This is a genomic window from Streptomyces sp. NPDC027185 (genome assembly GCF_055567035.1).
Map to the genome: position 1 here is coordinate 239,747 of NZ_JBVHRF010000007.1, position 19,141 is coordinate 258,887.

Below are 19,141 nucleotides of genomic sequence, written 5' to 3' on the forward strand. Positions count from 1 at the left end.
CGGCCTGCGACGTCCAACGGCTCAGGCAGGCAGCGGGGCTCCCGGCACCTCTAGTTCCGCGAACAGTTCCAGACCCACCGCGGGCCTTCGCGGTGCCAGCCGCAGTGGGAGGTCGGCGACGGGCTGGGCGAGGCGGTGGGCGGCGTGAACGTGGGGGTCGGTGTCGGCGTCGGGGTCGGAGTGGGCGTCGGCGTCGGCGATTCCGTAGGGGTGGGTGTCGGGGTGGGGGTGGGCGTCGGCGTGGGGCTCGGCGTCGGTGATGTCGTCGGGGTGGGGGTCGGGCTCGGCGTCGCCGACGGGCCCGGGGGCGTGGGCGTGGGTGTCGGGGACGGCGCCGGAGGCACGGCCGGGGCGGGGGACGAGGGGGACGTCGAGGGCGACGCCGGGCCCGGGGACGCCGGGGGCGGTGTCTTGTGGTGGGGGGCGGCGGAGGGGGCCGGGGCGGCGGGGGTCCGGGGAGCGGCGACCGTGGCGCGGGGGCGGGGTTCGGGGGCGGGGGTGTCGTCGGTGAGGACGTAACCGGCGGCCATCGCGGCTCCGGCAATGGCGACGACCGCGACGCCGGCGGCCGTCGCGGCGGCCGGACCGGAGCGCGGGCGCAGCAGACGGCGCAGGGCGGCCAGGACGCTGCCGGGGGCCGGGGTGGCACCGGACGAGGCCGCGGCGGCCGCCCCCGCACCGGCGCCGGCACCGAGCAGCGGGAGCAGGAACTTCGCCGATCCGCCGGCCAGGAACACCAGCAGTGCGGGGCCGGTGAGCGCGGGCAGCCGGTGGTTGGCGCGGGTGAGCAGGGCGAGCCGGTCGCGGCAGTCGGCGCAGTCCGGGAGGTGCCGGCCGAGGCCGTCGGCCTGCCGGGCGGTGGCCTCACCGCGCAGATAGGCGGGCATCCGCTCCCAGTGGGTGGCGCACGCGGCCGCCTCGGGGCTGCCGGGCAGTCCGCGCAGGAACGCCTGGCGCATGCCTTCGCGGGCGCGGTGCAGGAGGACGGCGGTGGCGCCCTTGCCGGCGCCGATCGCCTTGCCGACGGCCTCCAGCGGCTGTCCCTCGGCCTCGGCGAGCCAGAGCGCCTTCACCCAGCGGTGCGGGAGCTGGTCGAGGACGCGGGCGAGCTGGTCGACGTAGGCGACGCGCTGCGCCGGGTCCTCCGGCGGGGCGGCGCCGCCGACAGTGGCGGTCTCGGGCCAGGTCAGGCCGTCCTCGGGGTCGCGGGGAACCTCGCGGGCGGCGTCCGTCCCGGCGGTGGAGGCGAGGTGGCGGATGGTGGTCCGCAGGTACGCGGGGACGTTGTCGATGTGGTGGCCGCCGTGGATGCGGCGCCAGACCCGGAAGTGCGCCTCGGCCACCACGTCCTCGGCCAGCCAGGCGTTGGCGATCAGCGAGCGGGCGTAGCCGACCAGCCGCGGGTGTTCCTCGGCGTACAGCTCGGCATAGACGTCGACGGCGGAGGCGGCGGAGGCGGCGGATTCCTCGGGGGCGCCGGCCTGGGCGGGGACCGACACGGTGGGGGTGAGCCGGTCCGCCGGCCGCGCGGAGTCCGCGGGGGCTTCAGACATGGGGGGAGCAACCTTCGGTGTTCGCCCCGGGGCGGGACGGCGGGGCCGCGTGTCCCGGGGAGGTTCGGTCCGGGCGGGCCGGGAGGAGTTCGTCCGCCTAGGAGGGCTGATTCTCCCATCTGTCGGGCCATGACCGGGACGTGGCTTTGGTGAAAGGGGTCACGATGCGCTCCCGCGCGCCCCGGAAAACGCGCGGGCGCCCCCGCCCGGAAGCGGCAGTCATGGGCAGGCGGGGCGGACAAGGACAGGTGGGGGCAATCTCCTTGAATTGCCCTCAGTGGGGCACCCGGCGGCGTCCGGGGCGCCACGCGCCGTCAGTTCGGCCCCGGAGGCGGGCGGTCACTCCATCCCGCCGCCCTCCGGCCGTCCGCCGAAGAGTTGCTCCAGGTGGAGGTCGAGCAGGCGGAGGGCCTGGGCGGGGGTGTGGACCTCCAGCAGGAGGTAGGTGGCGAGGCCGTCGGCGAGGCTGATGAGGAGCATCGCTTCGTCGTCCGTGGCGCGGGCGGGCGGGAGTTCGCCGCGGTCGGCGGCGCGGCGCAGCTGTCCGGTGAAGAAGTCGCGGAGGCGGGGGATGCCGTTCCTCGCCTCGGAGCGCAGGTCCGCGTCGTGCACGGCGCGGACGAAGTAGGCGGCGCCGACGAGGACTCCGGTGCGGCTGTGGGCGTCCAGCGGCAGCATGCCGGTCAGGCAGGTGCGCAGCACGTCGCGGGGGGCGGGCTCCCCGCCCAGGTCCCCGATGCGGTCGCGGATGCGGCGGTCGGCGAGGGCGTTGATGTGGCGCAGGGCGAAGGCGAGCATGTCGTCCTTGCTGCGGAAGTAGTGCTGGAGCTGGCCGAGGGAGATGCCGGCTTCGGCGGCGACGTCGCGCAGTCCGGCGCCGTCCAGCCCCCGGGTGCTCGCGATCCGCCAGAGCGCTTCCGCGATCCGCTCCCGTCGGGCCTCGTGATCGACCTTCTTGGGCACGCTCCGGCCTTCCGTCGTCGGGCCGTCCGGCACGGCCCGTTTTCACAAGTCACTTGTACGGTATAACGTACCCACTTCCAATACAGTTGACTTGCAAACGGGGGGATCGTCATGCCCGGATCCACAACCGCGCCTCCGTCGCCCACCGCCGCGCTGCGGCCACCGCGGCACCGCGTCGATCCGCGGGCCCGCCGCTGGTGGACGGCGCGGGCACTGCTGATGGTGAGCGGACCGGTACTGCTGGCCGCGGCGGCGCTCACGCTCTGCGCCCTGCTCCTCCTGCCGCCGGCGCTCCCCTGGCTGGTCCCGCCGCTGGCCGCGCTCGCCGTCGCGGCGCTCGTCCACACCGCGCTGATGCCGCGGGTGCGGTACGCGGTGCACGCCTGGGAGGTGGGCGAGCGGGCGGTCTACGCGTCGGACGGCTGGTACCGGCAGCGGCGGCGGATCGCCCCGCTGTCGCGGGTGCAGACGGTCGACACCGTCCGGGGGCCGCTGGAGCGCCGGTTCGGGCTGGCGACGGTCACCGTCACCACCGCCTCGACCGCGGGCGACATCAGGATCCGCGGGCTGTCCGACGCGGCGGCGGACGCGCTGTCCCGGCGGATCGGCGCGGCGGCGCAGCTGGTTCCGGGGGACGCGGTATGACGCACTCCGCCCCCGGGTGGCGCCGCACCCATCCGCGTACCCTCCTGGTCCACGCCGCCTGGCCGCTGCCGCCGCTGGCCTCCCTCGCGGGGGCGGCCGTGGTGACCGGCGGGCGGATCCCGCCGGGCACCTGGATCACCCTGGCCGCGCTCACCGTGACGTTCGCCGTGCTCACCGCGGTCGGCGCGGTGCGCTGGGCGCGGACGGAGTTCCGGGTCACCGATGCCGCGCTGGAGTTGCGGACGGGGGTGCTGACCCGGCGGCTGCGCACCGTGCCGCTGGACCGGATCCGTACCGTCGATCTCACGGCGACGCCGCTCCACCGGGTGCTGCGGCTGACGGCGTTGCGCGCCGGGACCGCGGGCGGCGGGGACGGCGTCCCGGCGCTGGACGCGCTGCCGGTCGCCGAGGCCGGGCGGCTGCGCGGTGAGCTGCTCGCCCGCGCGGCGTCCGGCGCGGCGGCGAACGATCCGGTCCTGGCGCGCTTCTCGCCGCGCTGGCTGCGGTACGCGCCGCTGACGTTCCGGGTGGCCGGCGGGGTACTGATCGCGGCGGGCACGGTCCACCGCGTCCTGCACGGCATGGGCGTCGACTTCTGGGAACTGGGCTTCGTCCGGCGGCTGTTCGCGGCGTCCGGCGCCGTATCGCCGTGGGTGGCGGTCCCGGCGGCGCTCCTCGCGCTCCTGGCCGCCGGGTCGGTCGGCGCGGTGGTGCTGTACGCGGAGAACTGGTGGCACCACCGCCTGGAGTGGACCGACGCCTCGACCCTGCGGGTGCGGCGCGGCCTGTTCACCACCCGTACGGTCACGATCGACCGGGCCCGGCTGCGCGGTGTGCTGCTCCGGGAGCCGCTGCTGCTGCGGGCGGGCGGCGGGGCCGCGGTGCGGGCGGTGGCCGGCGGGCTCGGCGACCGCGACGAGAACCGCGCCCGCTCCGCGCTGCTGCCGCCCGCGCCGCGCACGGTGGCGGTACGGGTCGCCGGCGGGGTGCTGCGCGCGCCGTTCCCCGATCCGCCGCTCCCGGGGCGGGACACTCCGGACGCCCTGGCGCGCCACCCCCGGGCGGCGCTGCGCAGGCGGCTGCTGCGCGGACTGGGGTGGGTGACGGTGCCGGGCACGGCGGCCCTGGCCGGTTGCGGGGCGGTCCTCACGCCGGTGCTGCTGCCGTGGGCGGGGGCGTACGCGGTGGTGTCGGCGGCGGTGGTGTGGTGGGCGGCGCGGTCGGCGTACCGGGCGCTGGGGCACGGGCTGTGCGGGGGCCATCTCGTGGTGCGGTCGGGGGTGTTCGGCCGGGACACGCTGGCGCTGGAGCGGTCGGCAGTCGCGGCGTGGACGTTCTCCAGCACGCCGTTCGGCCGCCGGGCCGGTCTGACGACGCTGACCGCCGCGTTCGCCGCGGGCGAGGGCCGTCACCGGATCCCGGATCTGGCGGCGGCGCGGGCGCCGGCGTTCGCCGCGGCCGCCGCGCCGGGCATCGTCGAGGAGTTCCTGGTGACGGCGGGTGGCGGCGGTCCCGCGACAGGCCGGTGACCGCCTCGGGCTCCGGGGTCCGACTCCGGCGGGTACCCGTTCTCACACCACCGATGCGCACCATGACGCAGATCACACCCCCTGGGCGTGCACGACCGGGGCCCGTCGTTCGTCCTAGGGGGTGAGTGACGCCGTGAACCGACGTGAACCGCCACGTGAACCGACCGCTGTGAGGAGCCGCCGCGATGCCCGCCGCCATCGACCACGCCGTTCAGGTCCGCCTCCTCGCGACGGCTCCCGGGCCGCACACGGTGCCCGCCGTGCTCCGGTACCACCCCGCCGATCCGCTGGCGGTGCGGATGTCGTTCCCGCCGGAGATCTCCCTCGACGGAGCCGCGGTGGACTGGGCGTTCGCGCGCGAGCTGCTGGCGGAGGGGGTGCACGGCGCCGCGGGCCGGGGCGATGTGCGGGTGCGTCCGGCCGGGCCCGAGCGGACGGTGATGGAGTTCCACGCCGACGAGGGGGTGGCGATGGTGCAGCTGCGGACGGCGGATGTGCGGCGCTTCCTCGCCCGGTCGTACGCGGCGGTGCCCGCCGGTCAGGAGCCGGCCCACCTCGATGTCGACCGCGATCTCGCCGCGCTGTTCGGCGCGGCCTGAGCCTCCGGCGGCCACCGCGCCGCCCCCCTGCCGCCATCGGGCCACGGGCGGGCACCGGACCGTGCCCGCCCGTGGCCCGGTCGTCTCAGTGCTGCGGGAAGCCGAACCCGTAGCCCTGCTGCCGCAGCGACGGCAGCAGCCGGTCCAGTGCCTCGACGGTACGGGCGCGGTCGCCGCCGCCGTCGTGGAAGAGGACGGTCGGGCCGTTGTCCAGCTCGCCGCGGACGGTCGCCTCGATGGCGGCGACGGAGCCGCCCTCGAAGTCCTTGCTGTCGATGTTCCAGCCCAGCGGCCGCATCCCGTGCCGGGCCGCGAGCGCCCGGCTGTACGGCGTGAACGCGCCGCCGGGCGCCCGGTAGTAGAGCACCGGCGCGCCCCCGGCCCGCTCGATCATCCGCTGCGCGGGGAGGATCTGGTCCTCCTGGTAGCGCTCCGGCCGGTGGTCCATGCCGGTGTCGTGGCTGACCGTGTGGTTGCAGAGCCGGTGCCCGGCGGCGACGACCCGTCGTACGAGGTCGGGGTGGGCGGCGGCCTGCGGTCCGATCATGCAGAAGACCGCCTTGACGTGGTGGCGCTCCAGCACGTCGAGGACCTTCGGGGTCCAGACCGGGTCCGGTCCGTCGTCGATGGTGAGGTTGAGGCTGCGACCGGCGCGGTCCGAGGCGTGCACGATCGACGGGTCCACCGGGCGCGTGGCGGCCGGCCGGCTCGCGGCGGGGGTGTCCGCCTCGGCGCTCGCCGGGCCGCCGGGCCAGGCCAGGGCCAGCGCCCCGGCGGCGCCGAGGGCCACCGCCGCCGCGGTGACCGCCTTGAGGATGCCGCGTCCGCTCCCGGAGCGCCCTGCCGTGTTCATGTCCGTCCCCCGCGCTGTGCCGTGGTCCTGTGTCGCTTCCGTCCGGTCCGGGCGTTTTACGGCGCCCGGCCACACCCCCACAGACGCGAAGAAAAACGATCAGGATCCGGCTGTTACCGATCCATCATGAAAGTTCTTGATACTGGTCCCATGCCACGTGTACTTCTCATCGAGGACGACGCCGCCGTACGCGACGGGGTGTCCCTCGCCCTGCGGCGGCGCGGCCACGAGGTCGCGGCGGCGGAGAGCGGCGAGGCGGGGCTCGACATGCTGCCCGGCTTCCGGCCGGACATCGTGCTCCTCGACCTGATGCTGCCGGGCAAGGACGGCTTCGAGGTCTGCCGCCTGATCCGGGCCGAACGGCAACTGCCGATCATCATGCTCACCGCCCGCGGCGACGACCTCGACGTGGTCCTCGGCCTGGAGGCGGGCGCCGACGACTACATCGTCAAACCGGCCCGCGGCGAGGTGCTGGAGGCCCGGATCCGCGCGGTGCTGCGCCGCACCGCGCCGCCCGCCGACGGTACGGCGGCCGACCCCGGGCCCGCGCCCGTCGAGGCGTACGGGCCGCTCGCCATCGACCGCGCCGGGCTCGTCGTCGCCAAGGACGGCCGGGATCTCGCGCTCGCGCCCTCGGAGATGAAGCTGCTGCTGTTCCTGTCGGCCACGCCGGGGCAGGTCTTCAGCCGCCAGCAACTGCTGGAGCACGTCTGGGAGCACAGCTACCACGGGGACGCCCGGCTGGTGGACGCCTGTGTGATGCGGCTGCGCACGAAGATAGAGGACACCCCGCGCAGCCCCCGCTTCGTCCAGACGGTGCGCGGATTCGGCTACCGCTTCGGCCCCTTGTGAGGCGCCGGCACCTGCGCCCTCCGGGGCGGCTGCGCGGGCTGCGGGCCCGGCTCGTCGTGGCGTTCCTGCTGGTCGCCGCGGTCAGCGCGCTGACCACCGCCGGACTGACGTACCGCGAGGCCCGTAACGCCATCCTCCAGCGCTCCCAGGACACGGCCGTCAACGATCTGCGTACCCAGGTCAACTCGCTCGCCCCGGAGCTGACCGTGCCGCCGACCCACACCGACCTGGACGCCTTCCGCGCCCAGCTGGAGCGGTCCGGTGCCGCCCGGGACTGGGACGTCCGGGTCCGCTACCGCGGGATGCCCGGCGGGGACGACGCCCCGTCCGGCGCGCCGGTGCCCCTGCCGCAGGAGCTGGAGCGCTCCGTCGAGCAGCGCCACGTCCCGGCCTTCCAGCGGGTGGTGCGCGACGGCGATCCGTGGCTGCTGATCGGCATGCCGGTCCGCCAGTCCGACGGTGCGCCGTCCGCCCTCTCCGTGTACGCCCAACTCCCCCTGCGGGCCGAGGAGGCCAACGTCGAGGCGCTGGTCAGCGCGGCGCAGCGGGGGGCGCTGCCGGTGCTGGCGCTGTCGGTGCTGCCGGCGCTGCTCGCCGCCCGGGGTGTGCTGCGGCCGGTGCGGCGGCTGCGGCAGGCGGCCGGGCGGATCGCCGAGGGGAAGCTCGACACCCGGCTGGAGGTCAAGGGCACCGACGAACTCGCCGGTCTCTCCCGGTCGTTCAACGACATGGCGGAGGAGCTGGAGGCCAGCGTGGCGGAGCTGCGGCGGCTGGAGGCCAACGCCCGCCGGTTCGCCGCGGACGTCTCGCACGAACTGCGCACCCCGCTCGCCGCGATGACCGCCGTCACCGACGTACTCGACGAGGACGCCGCGGCGCTCGACCCGGACACCGCGTCCGCCGTGCGTCTGATCAGCCAGGAGACCGGAAAGCTGACGCGCATGGTGGAGGACCTGATGGAGGTCTCCCGGTTCGACGCGGGCGCCGCCGCGCTCCACCTCGACGAGGTGGACGTCGCCGAGGCCGTCCGCAAGACGCTCCAGGCCCGCGCCTGGCAGGACGAGGTCGGCGCGGAGCTGCCCGACGGCGTCCGCGCCCGGCTCGACCCGCGGCGGCTGGACGTCGTCGTCGCCAACCTCGTCGGCAACGCCCTGCACCACGGCGGGCGGCCGGTCCGCGTCCGGCTCCAGGCTCCCGGCCCGGACTCCGGCCGGCTGCGGCTGGAGGTCCGCGACAGCGGTCCGGGCATCGACCCGCAGGTACTGCCGCACGTCTTCGACCGCTTCTACAAGGCGGATTCGGCGCGCGCCCGCTCCGAGGGCAGCGGTCTCGGCCTCGCCATCGCCCAGGAGAACGTCCGGCTGCACGGCGGCACCGTCCGCGCCGCCAACGCGCCCGACGGCGGCGCGGTGTTCACCGTGGAACTGCCGGTCCGCCCGCCGGGCGGTGCCGGGGCCGGGCCGGACGGCCCCGACGCCCCGGGCCCGGACGCACCGGAGGACGCCTCCGGCACGGCAGCGGCCCCGGACTGTCCCGAGGACCGCGCCCCGGACGCCCCGGCCCCACGCGGCTCCGGCTCCGGCTCCGGCTGCGGCAAGGAGCGCGCCGCATGAGTGTGCCCCGCCCCCGCGCCGTCCGGGTACTGGTCGCCGCGCTGGCCTGCGCCGCCGCGGCCGTCCCGGCCGGCTGCGGCATCGAGCCCAGCGATGTGATCGACGCGGGCGCCCCGGCGTCCGGGGTGAAGGCCCCCGGCCGCCCGGAGACCGGCGTCCAGCTCTTCTTCTACGGACCGTCCGGCCTGCGCTCCGCGACCCGCCCGGCCAAGGCGCCGGCCGATCCGCAGACCGCCTTGGACCTGCTGCTCGACGGCCCCGACCACGCCGAACGGCAGCGCGGGCTGTCCAGCGCGCTGCCCTCGCCGACCGGTCCGCTGCGGGCCCGCGCGGACGAGGGCCGGGTCGACATCGAGCTGCCCGTCCCGCCGAAGAAGCTGGACACCGCCGCCCTCAGCCAGCTGGTCTGCACCGCGGCCAACGCCGAGGTCCCCGGCGGCCACCCGCCCTCCTCGGTACGGGTCACCCTGACCGGCTCCGGCTCCCGCGTCGGCCCGATGGTCTGCGGCGGCGACACCGCCTTCCCGGTGGTCCAGCCGTCCTCGGTGGCGACACCGCACTGAGCCCGCCGCCCGCGCCGGGCGGCGGGCTACCGTGGGAGAGCGCCCCCGCGCGCCGGACCGCGCGGGGCGGCACCCCGGCCCGGCCGGGCCCGCCGACGGGAAGGTGACGGCAGGCCCCGGCCCCGCATCCCGCGAGAGGCATGTTCCGATGACCGAGCGCAAACCCCCCGGCGTCGACTTCGAATCCTGGATCGACAAGCAGATCCGCGAGGCCCAGGAGCGGGGTGACTTCGCCGCACTGCCCGGCGCCGGTAAACCGCTCCCCGGCCTCGACAAGCCGTACGACGAACTGTGGTGGGTCAAGGACAAGATGGCCCGCGAGGACCTCTCCTACCTGCCGCCGTCGCTCGCCCTGCGCAAGGAGGCCGAGGAGGCGGAGCGGGCGGCGGCCGACGCGCCGAGCGAGGCGGCGCTGCGCCGCATCCTGACCGCCGTCAACAACAAGATCCGCGCCGCCCTGCGCGCCCCGCTCGAAGGGCCGCCACTGGGCCTTGCCCCGTTCGACATCGAGGAACAGGCCCGGCAATGGCGCCGGGAACACGCCCGCTGACGCCCCGCCCGCGGGCGCCGGTGCGACACCCCCGGCGCCCGCGGACCGGAGCGCCCGGCGCGGCGGCCCCCGGCCGGACCCGCCGCGCCCCGGCCGCCGGCTGCCGCGTCCCGGGCCCGCCGTCAGGCCCCGGGCGGGGCACGGGAGTACGCCGCCCGGCCCGTACGCCCGCTCGGATCAACGAGGGCAAGGTCACAGCGGGAGCCCCTGCTCCAGCTAACGGTCGTTCGCCTAGCCTGCTGCCATGACCGCCCAGTCCCCCGAACTCCCCCTGGCCGCCGCGTTCCCGGACGCCGACCGCGCGCAGTGGCAGCACCTCGTCGCGGGTGTGTTGCGCAAGTCGGGCGCCACCCCGGCGGCGGACTCCCCCGAGGACGCGCTCGCCACCGGCCTCCCCGACGGCATCCGCGTCCGTCCCCTCTACACCGCCGACGACGCCCCGGCCGGCGCGGACGCCGCCGGGCTCCCCGGCTTCCCGCCGTTCGTCCGCGGCTCCCGCCCCGAGGGCGCCACCGTCGCCGGCTGGGACGTACGCCAGCGCCAGGCGTATCCCGATCCGGAGCGGGTCAACGAAGCGGCCCTGGCCGACCTGGAGAACGGCGTCACCTCGTTGTGGCTGGCCGTCGGCGAGGGCGGCGTGCCGCCCGGTTCGCTGCCGCGGGCGCTGGCCGGCGTCCATCTGGACCTCGCCGCCGTCGCACTCGACGCGGGCGCGGAGTTCGGCGCGGCGGCCGAGGAGCTGTTCGCGCTGGCCGCCGCCACCGGCGTGGCCCCGGCCGCGCTGACCGGCACGCTCGGCGCCGACCCGCTGGCGCTCGTCGCCCGGAGCGGCGACGCCACCGCGCTCGGCGCCCGGCTGACGGCCGCCGCGGCGCTGGCCGCGCGGTGCGCGAAGCAGGCGCCGGGGCTGCGGGCACTGACCGTGGACGCGCTGCCGTACCACGAGGCGGGCGGTTCGGCCGCCGAGGAGCTGGGCTGCGCGCTGGCCACCGGCGTCGCGTACCTGCGGGCGCTGACCGCCGCCGGGCTGGACATCGACACCGCCTGCGGCCAGCTGGAGTTCCGGTACGCCGCCACCGCCGACCAGTTCCTGACCATCGCCACACTGCGCGCCGCGCGCCGCCTGTGGGCGCGGGTCACCGAGGTGTGCGGCGCCTCGCCCCAGGCGCGGGCGCAGCGCCAGCACGCGGTGACGTCACCGGTGATGATGACCCGCCGCGATCCGTGGGTGAACATGCTGCGCACCACGGTCGCCGGGCTGTCGGCCGGGGTCGGCGGCGCGGACGCGGTGACGGTGCTGCCGTTCGACGCGGCGCTCGGACTGCCGGACGCGTTCGCCCGCCGGATCGCCCGCAACACCCAGGCGGTGCTGCTGGAGGAGTCGCATCTGTCGAAGGTGATCGACCCGGCGGGCGGCTCCTGGTACGTCGAGGAGCTGACCGACGAGCTGGCGCGGGCCGCCTGGGCGTGGTTCCAGGAGATCGAGGGCGCGGGCGGCCAGGCCGCCGCGCTGGACTGCGGACTGATCGCCGGCCGCCTCGCCGCCACCTGGGAGCGCCGCTCCCGTGACCTGGCCACCCGCCGCGAACCGATCACCGGCGTCAGCGAGTTCCCGTACCTCGCGGAGGCCCCGGTGCGCCGTGAGGCCGCACCGGCCCCGACCGGCGGCGGGCTGCCGCAGGTCCGGCGGGACGATGCGTACGAGACGCTGCGGGCCAGGTCGGACGCGCATCTGGCGGCGACCGGCGCCCGCCCGAAGGTGTTCCTGGCGGCGCTGGGCCCGGCCGCCGCGCACACCGCGCGGGTGACGTTCGCCGCCAACCTCTTCCAGGCCGGCGGCGTGGAGACGGTGCACGAGCCCGCGTCGGTGGACGCGGACACGGTGGCCGCGGCCTTCGCGGCGAGCAGCGCGCGGATCGCCTGCCTGTGCGGCAGCGACACGCTCTACGCGGAGCAGGCGGCCCAGGTCGCGGCGGCGCTGAAGGCGGCCGGTGCGGTGCGGGTGTATCTGGCGGGCGCGCCCGGTGAGCGGCGCGCGGAGTTCGAGCAGGCGGGGGTGGACGCGTACGTCTTCACCGGCTGCGACGCGGCCGGGGCCCTCGCCTCGGCCCTCGATGTCATGGAGGTGGCGTGATGGCCGGGACACGGCGGACCGACGGGCCGGGCACCGTCCCCGATTTCAGCGGCGTCCCGCTGGACGGCGGCGCGGCCGGCGCCGACCCGGCACGGTGGGCCGAGGCCGTCGAGCGGGCCACCGGTACGGGCGTCGCCGACCTCACGTGGGAGACCCCCGAGGGCATCGGCGTCAAACCGCTCTACACCGGCGCCGACCTCGACGGGGTGGACTTCCTGCGGACGTACCCGGGCATCACGCCGTATCTGCGCGGTCCGTACCCGACGATGTACGTCAACCAGCCGTGGACGATCCGGCAGTACGCCGGGTTCTCCACCGCCGAGGAGTCCAACGCCTTCTACCGGCGTAACCTCGCGGCCGGCCAGAAGGGCCTGTCCGTCGCCTTCGACCTGCCCACCCACCGCGGCTACGACAGCGACCACCCGCGGGTGACGGGCGACGTCGGCATGGCGGGCGTGGCGATCAACTCGATCTACGACATGCGCCAGCTCTTCGAGGGCATCCCGCTGGATCGGATGACGGTGTCGATGACGATGAACGGCGCGGTGCTGCCGGTCCTCGCCCTCTACATCGTGGCCGCCGAGGAGCAGGGCGTACCGCCCGAGAAGCTGGCCGGGACCATCCAGAACGACATCCTCAAGGAGTTCATGGTCCGCAACACCTACATCTATCCGCCGCAGCCGTCGATGCGGATCATCTCCGACATCTTCGCGTACACCTCGCAGAAGATGCCGCGGTACAACTCCATCTCGATCTCCGGTTACCACATCCAGGAGGCGGGGGCGACGGCCGATCTGGAGCTGGCGTACACGCTGGCCGACGGGGTGGAGTACCTGCGCGCGGGCATGGCGGCGGGGATGGACGTGGACGCGTTCGCGCCGCGGCTCTCCTTCTTCTGGGCGATCGGCATGAACTTCTTCATGGAGATCGCCAAGCTGCGGGCGGCCCGGCTGCTGTGGGCCAAGCTGGTCCAGCAGTTCGAGCCGGCGAACCCCAAGTCGCTGTCGCTGCGCACCCATTCGCAGACGTCGGGCTGGTCACTGACGGCGCAGGACGTCTTCAACAACGTGACGCGCACCTGCGTCGAGGCGATGGCGGCGACCCAGGGCCACACCCAGTCGCTGCACACCAACGCGCTGGACGAGGCGCTGGCGCTGCCCACCGACTTCTCCGCCCGCATCGCCCGCAACACCCAGCTCTTCCTCCAGCAGGAGTCGGGGACCTGCCGGGTCATCGACCCGTGGGGCGGCAGCGCGTACGTCGAGAAGCTGACGCAGGACCTGGCGTACCGGGCCTGGCAGCACATCGAGGAGGTGGAGGCGGCCGGCGGGATGGCGAAGGCGATCGACGCGGGCATCCCCAAGCTCCGGGTGGAGGAGGCCGCGGCCCGTACGCAGGCGCGGATCGACTCCGGGCGGCAGGCGCTGATCGGCGTGAACAAGTACCGGGTGGAGACCGACGAGGAGATCGAGGTCCTCAAGGTCGACAACTCCGCGGTGCGGGCGCAGCAGATCGAGAAGCTGAAGCGGCTGCGGGCCGAGCGGGACGAGGACGCCTGCCGGGCGGCGCTGCGCGCGCTGACCGACGCGGCGAAGGCCGGCCCCGGCGAGGGCCTGGAGCGCAATCTGCTCGCGCTGGCGGTGGACGCGGCGCGCGCGATGGCGACGGTCGGCGAGATCTCCGACGCCCTGGAGGAGGTCTACGGCCGGCACTCCGGGCAGATCCGTACGATCTCCGGTGTGTACCGAGACGAAGCGGGCCCCTCCTCCGGTGTCGGCCGCACCCGGGATCTGGTGGCCGAGTTCGAACGCGCCGAGGGGCGCCGGCCGCGCATCCTGGTGGCCAAGATGGGCCAGGACGGCCATGACCGCGGACAGAAGGTGATCGCCACGGCCTTCGCCGACCTGGGCTTCGACGTCGATGTCGGCCCGCTGTTCCAGACCCCGGCCGAGGTGGCACGGCAGGCGGTGGAGGCCGATGTGCACATCGTCGGCGTCTCCTCGCTGGCGGCCGGCCATCTGACGCTGGTGCCCGCGCTGCGCGAGGCGCTGGCGGCCGAGGGCCGGGAGGACATCACGGTCGTGGTGGGCGGGGTGATCCCCCCGCAGGACGTGCAGACCCTCCGGGACATGGGCGCCGCCGCGGTCTTCCCGCCCGGCACGGTCATCCCGGACGCCGCGTACGACTTGGTCCGGGACCTCGCACGGGCCCTCGGCCACGAACTGTGAGGCGCTGATGCCCGCGAGGATCGATGTCGAACGGTACGCGGAGGGGGTCCGGGCCGGCTCCCGGGCCTGGATCGCGCGGGCCGTGACGCTGGTGGAGTCCACCCGCGCCGACCACCGCGCGGCGGCCCAGCGACTGCTCGTCGCGCTGCTGCCGCACGCCGGGGCGGCGCGGCGGGTGGGGATCAGCGGGGTGCCCGGCGTCGGCAAGTCGACGTTCATCGACGCGCTCGGCTCGCGGCTGACGGGCGCCGGGCACCGGGTCGCGGTGCTCGCCGTCGACCCGTCGTCCTCCCGTACCGGCGGCTCCATCCTGGGTGACAAGACCCGGATGGCGCGGCTGGCGACGGACCCGGCGGCGTTCGTGCGGCCCTCCCCCACCTCCGGGACGCTGGGCGGGGTGGCGCGGGCGACCCGGGAGTCGATCATCGTGATGGAGGCGGCCGGGTACGACGTCGTGCTGGTCGAGACGGTGGGTGTCGGGCAGTCCGAGACCACCGTCGCCGACATGGTCGACACGTTCGTGCTGCTGACGCTGGCGCGGACCGGCGATCAGCTCCAGGGCATCAAGAAGGGCGTACTGGAGCTGGCGGACCTGGTGTCCGTCAACAAGGCCGACGGTCCGCACGAGCGCGACGCCCGCGCGGCGGCCCGGGAGCTGTCCGGCGCGCTGCGGCTGCTGCAGCCACCGGACGCGGTGTGGACGCCGCCGGTGCTCACCTGCAGCGCCCGGGAGGGCACGGGCCTCGAAGAGCTGTGGGAGCGCGTGGAGCAGCACCGCGCGCTGCTGGAGTCGACCGGCGCGCTCACCGAGCGGCGCCGTGCGCAGCAGGTGGAGTGGGTGTGGACGATGGTCCGCGACCAGCTCGTGGACCGGCTGCGGCACGATCCGGAGGTCCGCCGGATCGCTCCGGACGTCGAACGGGAGGTCCGGTCGGGCACGCTCACCGCGACGCTGGCCGCCGAACGCCTCCTGACAGCCTTCGGGCTGCCTCCCGAAGGTCCCTGAGCAGAAGGGGCCTTGAGAAGAAGGCCCGCGGCGGTGCCCGGACGGCCGGCTAGGGCCCGTCCGGGCATCGCCGTGTCCGGGCCGCCGTACCGCGCCGGTCGCCGGCGCCCGGTCAGGCGCGGGGCGAGAGGGTGGCCCAGACGGTCTTGCCGGAACGGTCCGGCAGGGTCCATCCCCAGTCGTCACTGAGCTGTTCGACGATGCGCAGACCCCGGCCGGACTCGGCGAGCGGATCGGGGGCGCCGAGCTGCGGGGTGCTCGCGCCGCCGTCGGAGACCGCGCACATGACACCGCCGTCGCGCCGGGTCAGGGCGAGCCAGGCGGGCGTGACGACGGGGCCCGCCACCCGGTCGTCCGTCGCGTCACAGGTGTCGCGGACGCCGTAGCGCAGGGCGTTGCTGACGAGTTCGGAGACGATCAGGGTGGCGTCGTCGGCCAGCGCCGCGCATATCCGCCAGCCCCGGAGGGTGGAGAGGGTGAAGCGCCGGGCGTCGGCGACGGTGCGGGCGGAGGCGCTCAGCGCGCAGGCGGCGAAGGAGTCGGGGCCGGGCACCCACCAGCCGTCGTCGCGCGGCTCCTTGCGCGGTGTTGCGTACACGGTCTCTGCCGGATGTGTCGTCATCACGTCTCCGCGAAGGGGCGCTTCTGGTCTGGGCTGTCGTGCTCGGGACAGCTAATATCCTCGTCAGCCGCCCCCCGCTGCAAGTGCATCTGCAATTACATCGGCAAGGACGGTCACACAGGGGCTTGTTCACGCCACCGTGGACGACGGCCCGGGAACGGTAGGAGGCCACGCCTCCAGCAAGGGAGCGACAGTGATGGAGACGGTGCCCAACGGCATCCAGTCGACCCGTATCGAGCAGGCGCAGTGGCGCAAGAGCCGCCGCAGCAACCCGAGCGGCAACTGCGTTGAGCTGGCGGTTCTTTCGGACGGCGGGGTCGCGGTGCGCAACTCCCGGCACATCGCCGGGCCGGCCCTGGTCTACACCCGCGACGAGATCGCGGCGTTCGTCCAGGGCGCCAAGGACGGCGACTTCGACGACCTGATCGGCCGTGGCTGACGCATATGTCATCCGGATAATCGGTTCGCTGTACGTATCCTTGCCACGATGGGACACTGAGCGCTCGCCCAACCACCCAGGGGAGTCAGCATGACCGCCGCGCAGCCGAGCCGCGAACCCTCACTGCGCCATTACCTCGACAACCCGCGCGGCGGGCCGACGGTGCTGCGCATCGTCCTCGGCACCCAGCTGCGACGGCTGCGGGAGGCCGCCGGCGTCTCCCGGGAGGCGGCGGGAGACGCGATCCGCGGCTCCCACGCCAAGATCAGCCGCCTGGAGCTGGGCCGGGTGAGCTGCAAGGAACGTGACATCTCCGATCTGCTGACCCTCTACGGCGTCACCGCCGAATCGGAGCGCGCCGACTTCCTCGCACTCGCCCGCCGCACCAGCACCCCGGGCTGGTGGCACCAGTACAGCGATGTACTGCCCAGCTGGTTCGAGACCCACATCGGTCTCGAAGAGGCGGCGTCGGTGATCCGTACGTACGAGGTGCAGTTCGTCCCCGGTCTGCTGCAGACACCGGAGTACGCCCGCGCGGTGGCCCGGCTCGGTCATCCGCGGGCGTCCGCCGAGGACATCGAGCGGCGGGTGGCGCTGCGCGTGCAGCGGCAGAAGCTGCTGACGGCGCCGCACGCGCCGCGGTTGTGGGCGGTGATAGACGAGGCGTCCCTGCGGCGCCCGCTGGGCAGTGCGGAGGTGATGGCCGAGCAGTTGCGGCATCTGCTGGAGATGTCGAAACTGCCCAACGTCACGTTGCAGATCGCGCCGTTCGCCCTCGGCGGGCTCGCGGCGGCCGGTGGGCCGATCACCATCCTGCGGTTCCTGGAGCCGGACCTGCCGGACATCGTCTACCTGGAGCAGCTGACCAGCTCGCTCTACCTGGACAAGCGCGATGACGTGGACCACTACCTCGCCGTGATGGACCGGCTGAGCGCCCAGGCCGAATCGCCGCGCGGTTCGCTGGCGCTCCTCGAAGGGCTGCTGCGCGAGCTGGGCTGAGCCGCCGGACGGCAGGCGGCATGAGGGAGGCGGGGCCACCGGGCCCCGCCTCCCTCATGTGTACGGCGGGCTCAGTTCTTCCGCGCCACGCCGCCGTACTCGATCCACTCCATGGTCGCCTGCTTCGGGCCCATGGTGCCGTCCGGCTTCCAGGTGGAGACCTCGACGAGTCCGGGCTCCAGGACCTCCAGATCCTCCAGGAACGCCTCCAGTTCGGCCGCCCGGCGCACCCGGCCCCAGTTCCCCTGGGTGGAGACCCGCATGAACTCCGTGACGAAGTCCCGCGTCGCCTTGTCCTCGCTGACCAGATGGCAGACCACCAGGAAGCTGCCGGGGCAGAGCCGTTCGGCGACCCGGGTTATGAGCGCCTTGGGGTCGTCCTCGTCCGGGATGCAGTGCAGGACGGAGACGAAGAGCGCGGCGACGGGCTGGTCGAAGTCGATGAGCCGCTCGACCTCGGGGCTGCCCAGGATGCCGTCGGTGTCCCGCATGTCCGCCTGGATCACGGCGGTGCGCTCGTCCTCCTCCAGCAGCGCCCGGCCGTGCGCGAGGACGATCGGGTCGTTGTCGACGTAGACGACGCGGGAGTCCGGGTCGATGGCCTGGGCGACCTGGTGGACGTTGTCCTGGGTCGGCAGGCCGGAGCCGTGGTCGATGAACTGGCGGATGCCGTGTTCCTGCGCGAGCCAGCGCACCGCCCGCTGGAGGAAGCGGCGGTTGTTGATGGCCAGCGCCTTGGTGCTGGGCGCGACCTTGTCCAGCTCCTCGCACGCCTCGCGGTCCACGGCGTAGTTGTCCTTGCCGCCGAGGTAGTGGTCGTACATCCGGGCCACGCTCGGGATGCTGACATCGACGACAGTGGACAGCGGCTGGGGCTCTTGGCTCATGACTTACGTTCCCGTCGTTCGGCGCCACCGGCATCGTTCTGCGGCCGCCGTGCGAACGGACGGCCGGGCCGGGCTCGTCCCCAACATACCTACGGATGTGCGGTTGTTGCAGTTGGGAGGCGGGGTTGATCTCCCAGGAAGACTGCTGGGAGAGGCAGTTGACGGCCTGTCGGGTACGGCGGACGTCCGTACGGTCCGGACGGCGCGTGAGCGGGACGGCGCGGGCAGAACCCGTGGCTGAGCGTGGCCGGGAATCGTCCCCCCGTTCGGGGGCGGGCCGCCGCCACGCCACTCAGGGGCGGCGGCCCGATCCCTGTCCCGGCGTCACCCGTGCCGGGTGCGCCCCGTGGCGCGGACCGGCCCCGCGGGGCAACACCTGATCCGCACCGGCTCCCGGCGGCGGCCGGTCACCCGAAGACCCGCCGCCCCGCGAGGGAGCGCGCACCGGGCGCCTACCACGTCCGGCGCGTCCTACACCTGCGCGTCCGGACGGGCGGCCGCCGGGGCGGGTCAGGCAACGGGGATGTCGAAGTAGCGGTGCATCCCGGCGGCGAGGGCCAGATCGCCGCTGGCCGCGATCTTGCGGGTGAGGAACATCGTCACCGGATTGCCGTTGCCGGAGACCAGCTTGAGGAAGGCGGCGTCGCCCATCACCAGGGTCAGCCGGGCGTCGGCGGCCGAGCGGCCCTCGGTGACCGTGCAGCGGCCGTCGGCGATGACGGTCTCGTAGACCGCCTCGGACTCGCCGGTGATCCGCCACCGGATCAGCGCCCGCAGCTCCCCGGCGGCCGCGGGGCGGAACTGCTCCCCCATCCGCCCGAAGATCTCGCCCAGCACCCGGGCGCGCAGCTCTCCCGTGGCGATCTCGGTGATCTGGCGGGCGCTGAGCCCTTTGACGATCCCGGCGAACTCCTCGGGCGTGACCCCCGCGAAGTCCAGCTCCGCCAACCGGCCCCGGACGTCCTCGACCACGGAAAACTCCCTACCAATCGGTAAAATCCACCGATACGCGAGATTACGGTGCCGGAAGCACGGCAGGCAAGAACGCCCCTGGTCACAGCGGGTGGCGCCGCCACCGGCCGGGGAAGCGCCCGCCGCCTCGCCGC

Annotated in this window: 18 protein-coding genes; 12 read left to right on the forward strand and 6 right to left on the reverse strand. The window is 74.8% G+C overall.

What is annotated here, in order from left to right; translation table 11 throughout:
• Positions 1-50 precede the first annotated feature (50 nt).
• Entirely contained in the window at positions 51-1,553 is a 1,503-nt protein-coding gene (locus ACZ4M8_RS23520; RefSeq protein ID WP_467610357.1) for a sigma factor, read from the reverse strand.
• Positions 1,554-1,892: 339 nt separating this feature from the next.
• A complete protein-coding gene (locus ACZ4M8_RS23525; RefSeq protein ID WP_467610360.1) occupies positions 1,893-2,516 on the reverse strand; it encodes a TetR/AcrR family transcriptional regulator in 624 nt (207 codons plus the stop codon).
• 111 nt (positions 2,517-2,627) lie between these two features.
• Here ACZ4M8_RS23525 and ACZ4M8_RS23530 point away from each other — a divergent pair, with 111 nt between their 5' ends.
• The 3 genes from ACZ4M8_RS23530 to ssgD all read left to right on the forward strand — a co-directional run bounded on the left by ACZ4M8_RS23530 (position 2,628) and on the right by ssgD (position 5,289).
• Positions 2,628-3,161: a PH domain-containing protein gene (locus ACZ4M8_RS23530; RefSeq protein ID WP_467610363.1), complete on the forward strand. Its 534-nt coding sequence runs from the start codon at positions 2,628-2,630 to the stop codon at positions 3,159-3,161.
• Positions 3,158-4,690, forward strand: coding sequence for a PH domain-containing protein (locus ACZ4M8_RS23535; protein ID WP_467610366.1), 1,533 nt, complete (start codon positions 3,158-3,160; stop codon positions 4,688-4,690). The genes ACZ4M8_RS23530 and ACZ4M8_RS23535 overlap by 4 nt, the downstream gene beginning before the upstream one ends.
• A gap of 185 nt (positions 4,691-4,875) precedes the next feature.
• A complete protein-coding gene (ssgD, locus tag ACZ4M8_RS23540; RefSeq protein WP_467610369.1) occupies positions 4,876-5,289 on the forward strand; it encodes a spore wall synthesis regulator SsgD in 414 nt (137 codons plus the stop codon).
• 85 nt (positions 5,290-5,374) lie between these two features.
• Here ssgD and ACZ4M8_RS23545 read toward each other — a convergent pair whose 3' ends face one another.
• Positions 5,375-6,142 (reverse strand): polysaccharide deacetylase family protein, encoded by a 768-nt coding sequence (locus ACZ4M8_RS23545; protein ID WP_467610371.1) that lies wholly within the window; start codon positions 6,140-6,142, stop codon positions 5,375-5,377.
• Between the two features lie 150 nt (positions 6,143-6,292).
• Between ACZ4M8_RS23545 and ACZ4M8_RS23550 the strand changes: the two genes are divergently transcribed.
• The 7 genes from ACZ4M8_RS23550 to meaB all read left to right on the forward strand — a co-directional run bounded on the left by ACZ4M8_RS23550 (position 6,293) and on the right by meaB (position 15,088).
• Positions 6,293-6,994, forward strand: coding sequence for a response regulator (locus ACZ4M8_RS23550; RefSeq protein WP_467610373.1), 702 nt, complete (start codon positions 6,293-6,295; stop codon positions 6,992-6,994).
• The gene (locus tag ACZ4M8_RS23555) at positions 6,991-8,607 is read left to right on the forward strand and encodes an ATP-binding protein (RefSeq protein ID WP_467610375.1); all 1,617 of its coding nucleotides are present in this window, start codon (positions 6,991-6,993) and stop codon (positions 8,605-8,607) included. The genes ACZ4M8_RS23550 and ACZ4M8_RS23555 overlap by 4 nt, the downstream gene beginning before the upstream one ends.
• Positions 8,604-9,170, forward strand: a complete 567-nt coding sequence (locus ACZ4M8_RS23560) for a GerMN domain-containing protein (protein WP_467610376.1) — start codon at positions 8,604-8,606, stop codon at positions 9,168-9,170. The genes ACZ4M8_RS23555 and ACZ4M8_RS23560 overlap by 4 nt, the downstream gene beginning before the upstream one ends.
• A gap of 148 nt (positions 9,171-9,318) precedes the next feature.
• The gene (locus tag ACZ4M8_RS23565) at positions 9,319-9,720 is read left to right on the forward strand and encodes a DnaJ family domain-containing protein (RefSeq protein ID WP_467610378.1); all 402 of its coding nucleotides are present in this window, start codon (positions 9,319-9,321) and stop codon (positions 9,718-9,720) included.
• A gap of 244 nt (positions 9,721-9,964) precedes the next feature.
• On the forward strand, positions 9,965-11,854 hold the full coding sequence (locus ACZ4M8_RS23570; protein WP_467610380.1) for a methylmalonyl-CoA mutase family protein: 1,890 nt from the start codon (positions 9,965-9,967) through the stop codon (positions 11,852-11,854).
• Complete coding sequence (gene scpA / locus ACZ4M8_RS23575) at positions 11,854-14,082, forward strand: methylmalonyl-CoA mutase (RefSeq protein WP_467610382.1); 2,229 nt, start codon at positions 11,854-11,856, stop codon at positions 14,080-14,082. The genes ACZ4M8_RS23570 and scpA overlap by 1 nt, the downstream gene beginning before the upstream one ends.
• 7 nt (positions 14,083-14,089) lie before the next feature.
• Entirely contained in the window at positions 14,090-15,088 is a 999-nt protein-coding gene (gene meaB / locus ACZ4M8_RS23580; RefSeq protein ID WP_467610383.1) for a methylmalonyl Co-A mutase-associated GTPase MeaB, read from the forward strand.
• Between the two features lie 112 nt (positions 15,089-15,200).
• Here the strand turns inward: meaB and ACZ4M8_RS23585 are convergent, their stop codons facing one another.
• On the reverse strand, positions 15,201-15,710 hold the full coding sequence (locus ACZ4M8_RS23585) for an ATP-binding protein (protein WP_467610384.1): 510 nt from the start codon (positions 15,708-15,710) through the stop codon (positions 15,201-15,203).
• 196 nt (positions 15,711-15,906) lie between these two features.
• On the opposite strand from ACZ4M8_RS23585, the gene ACZ4M8_RS23590 reads away from it, so the two are divergent.
• Positions 15,907-16,149, forward strand: a complete 243-nt coding sequence (locus ACZ4M8_RS23590; RefSeq protein ID WP_467610386.1) for a DUF397 domain-containing protein — start codon at positions 15,907-15,909, stop codon at positions 16,147-16,149.
• Between the two features lie 90 nt (positions 16,150-16,239).
• Positions 16,240-17,148 carry a helix-turn-helix domain-containing protein gene (locus tag ACZ4M8_RS23595; protein ID WP_399083540.1) on the forward strand — a complete coding sequence of 303 codons (909 nt, stop codon included), beginning with the start codon at positions 16,240-16,242 and terminating at the stop codon, positions 17,146-17,148.
• 71 nt (positions 17,149-17,219) lie between these two features.
• On the opposite strand, the gene ACZ4M8_RS23600 is transcribed toward ACZ4M8_RS23595, so the two are convergent.
• Positions 17,220-18,035, reverse strand: a complete 816-nt coding sequence (locus tag ACZ4M8_RS23600) for an SAM-dependent methyltransferase (RefSeq protein ID WP_467610388.1) — start codon at positions 18,033-18,035, stop codon at positions 17,220-17,222.
• Between the two features lie 510 nt (positions 18,036-18,545).
• The gene (locus tag ACZ4M8_RS23605; RefSeq protein WP_467610390.1) at positions 18,546-19,007 is read right to left on the reverse strand and encodes an SCP2 sterol-binding domain-containing protein; all 462 of its coding nucleotides are present in this window, start codon (positions 19,005-19,007) and stop codon (positions 18,546-18,548) included.
• Between the last annotated feature and the right edge of the window lie 134 nt (positions 19,008-19,141).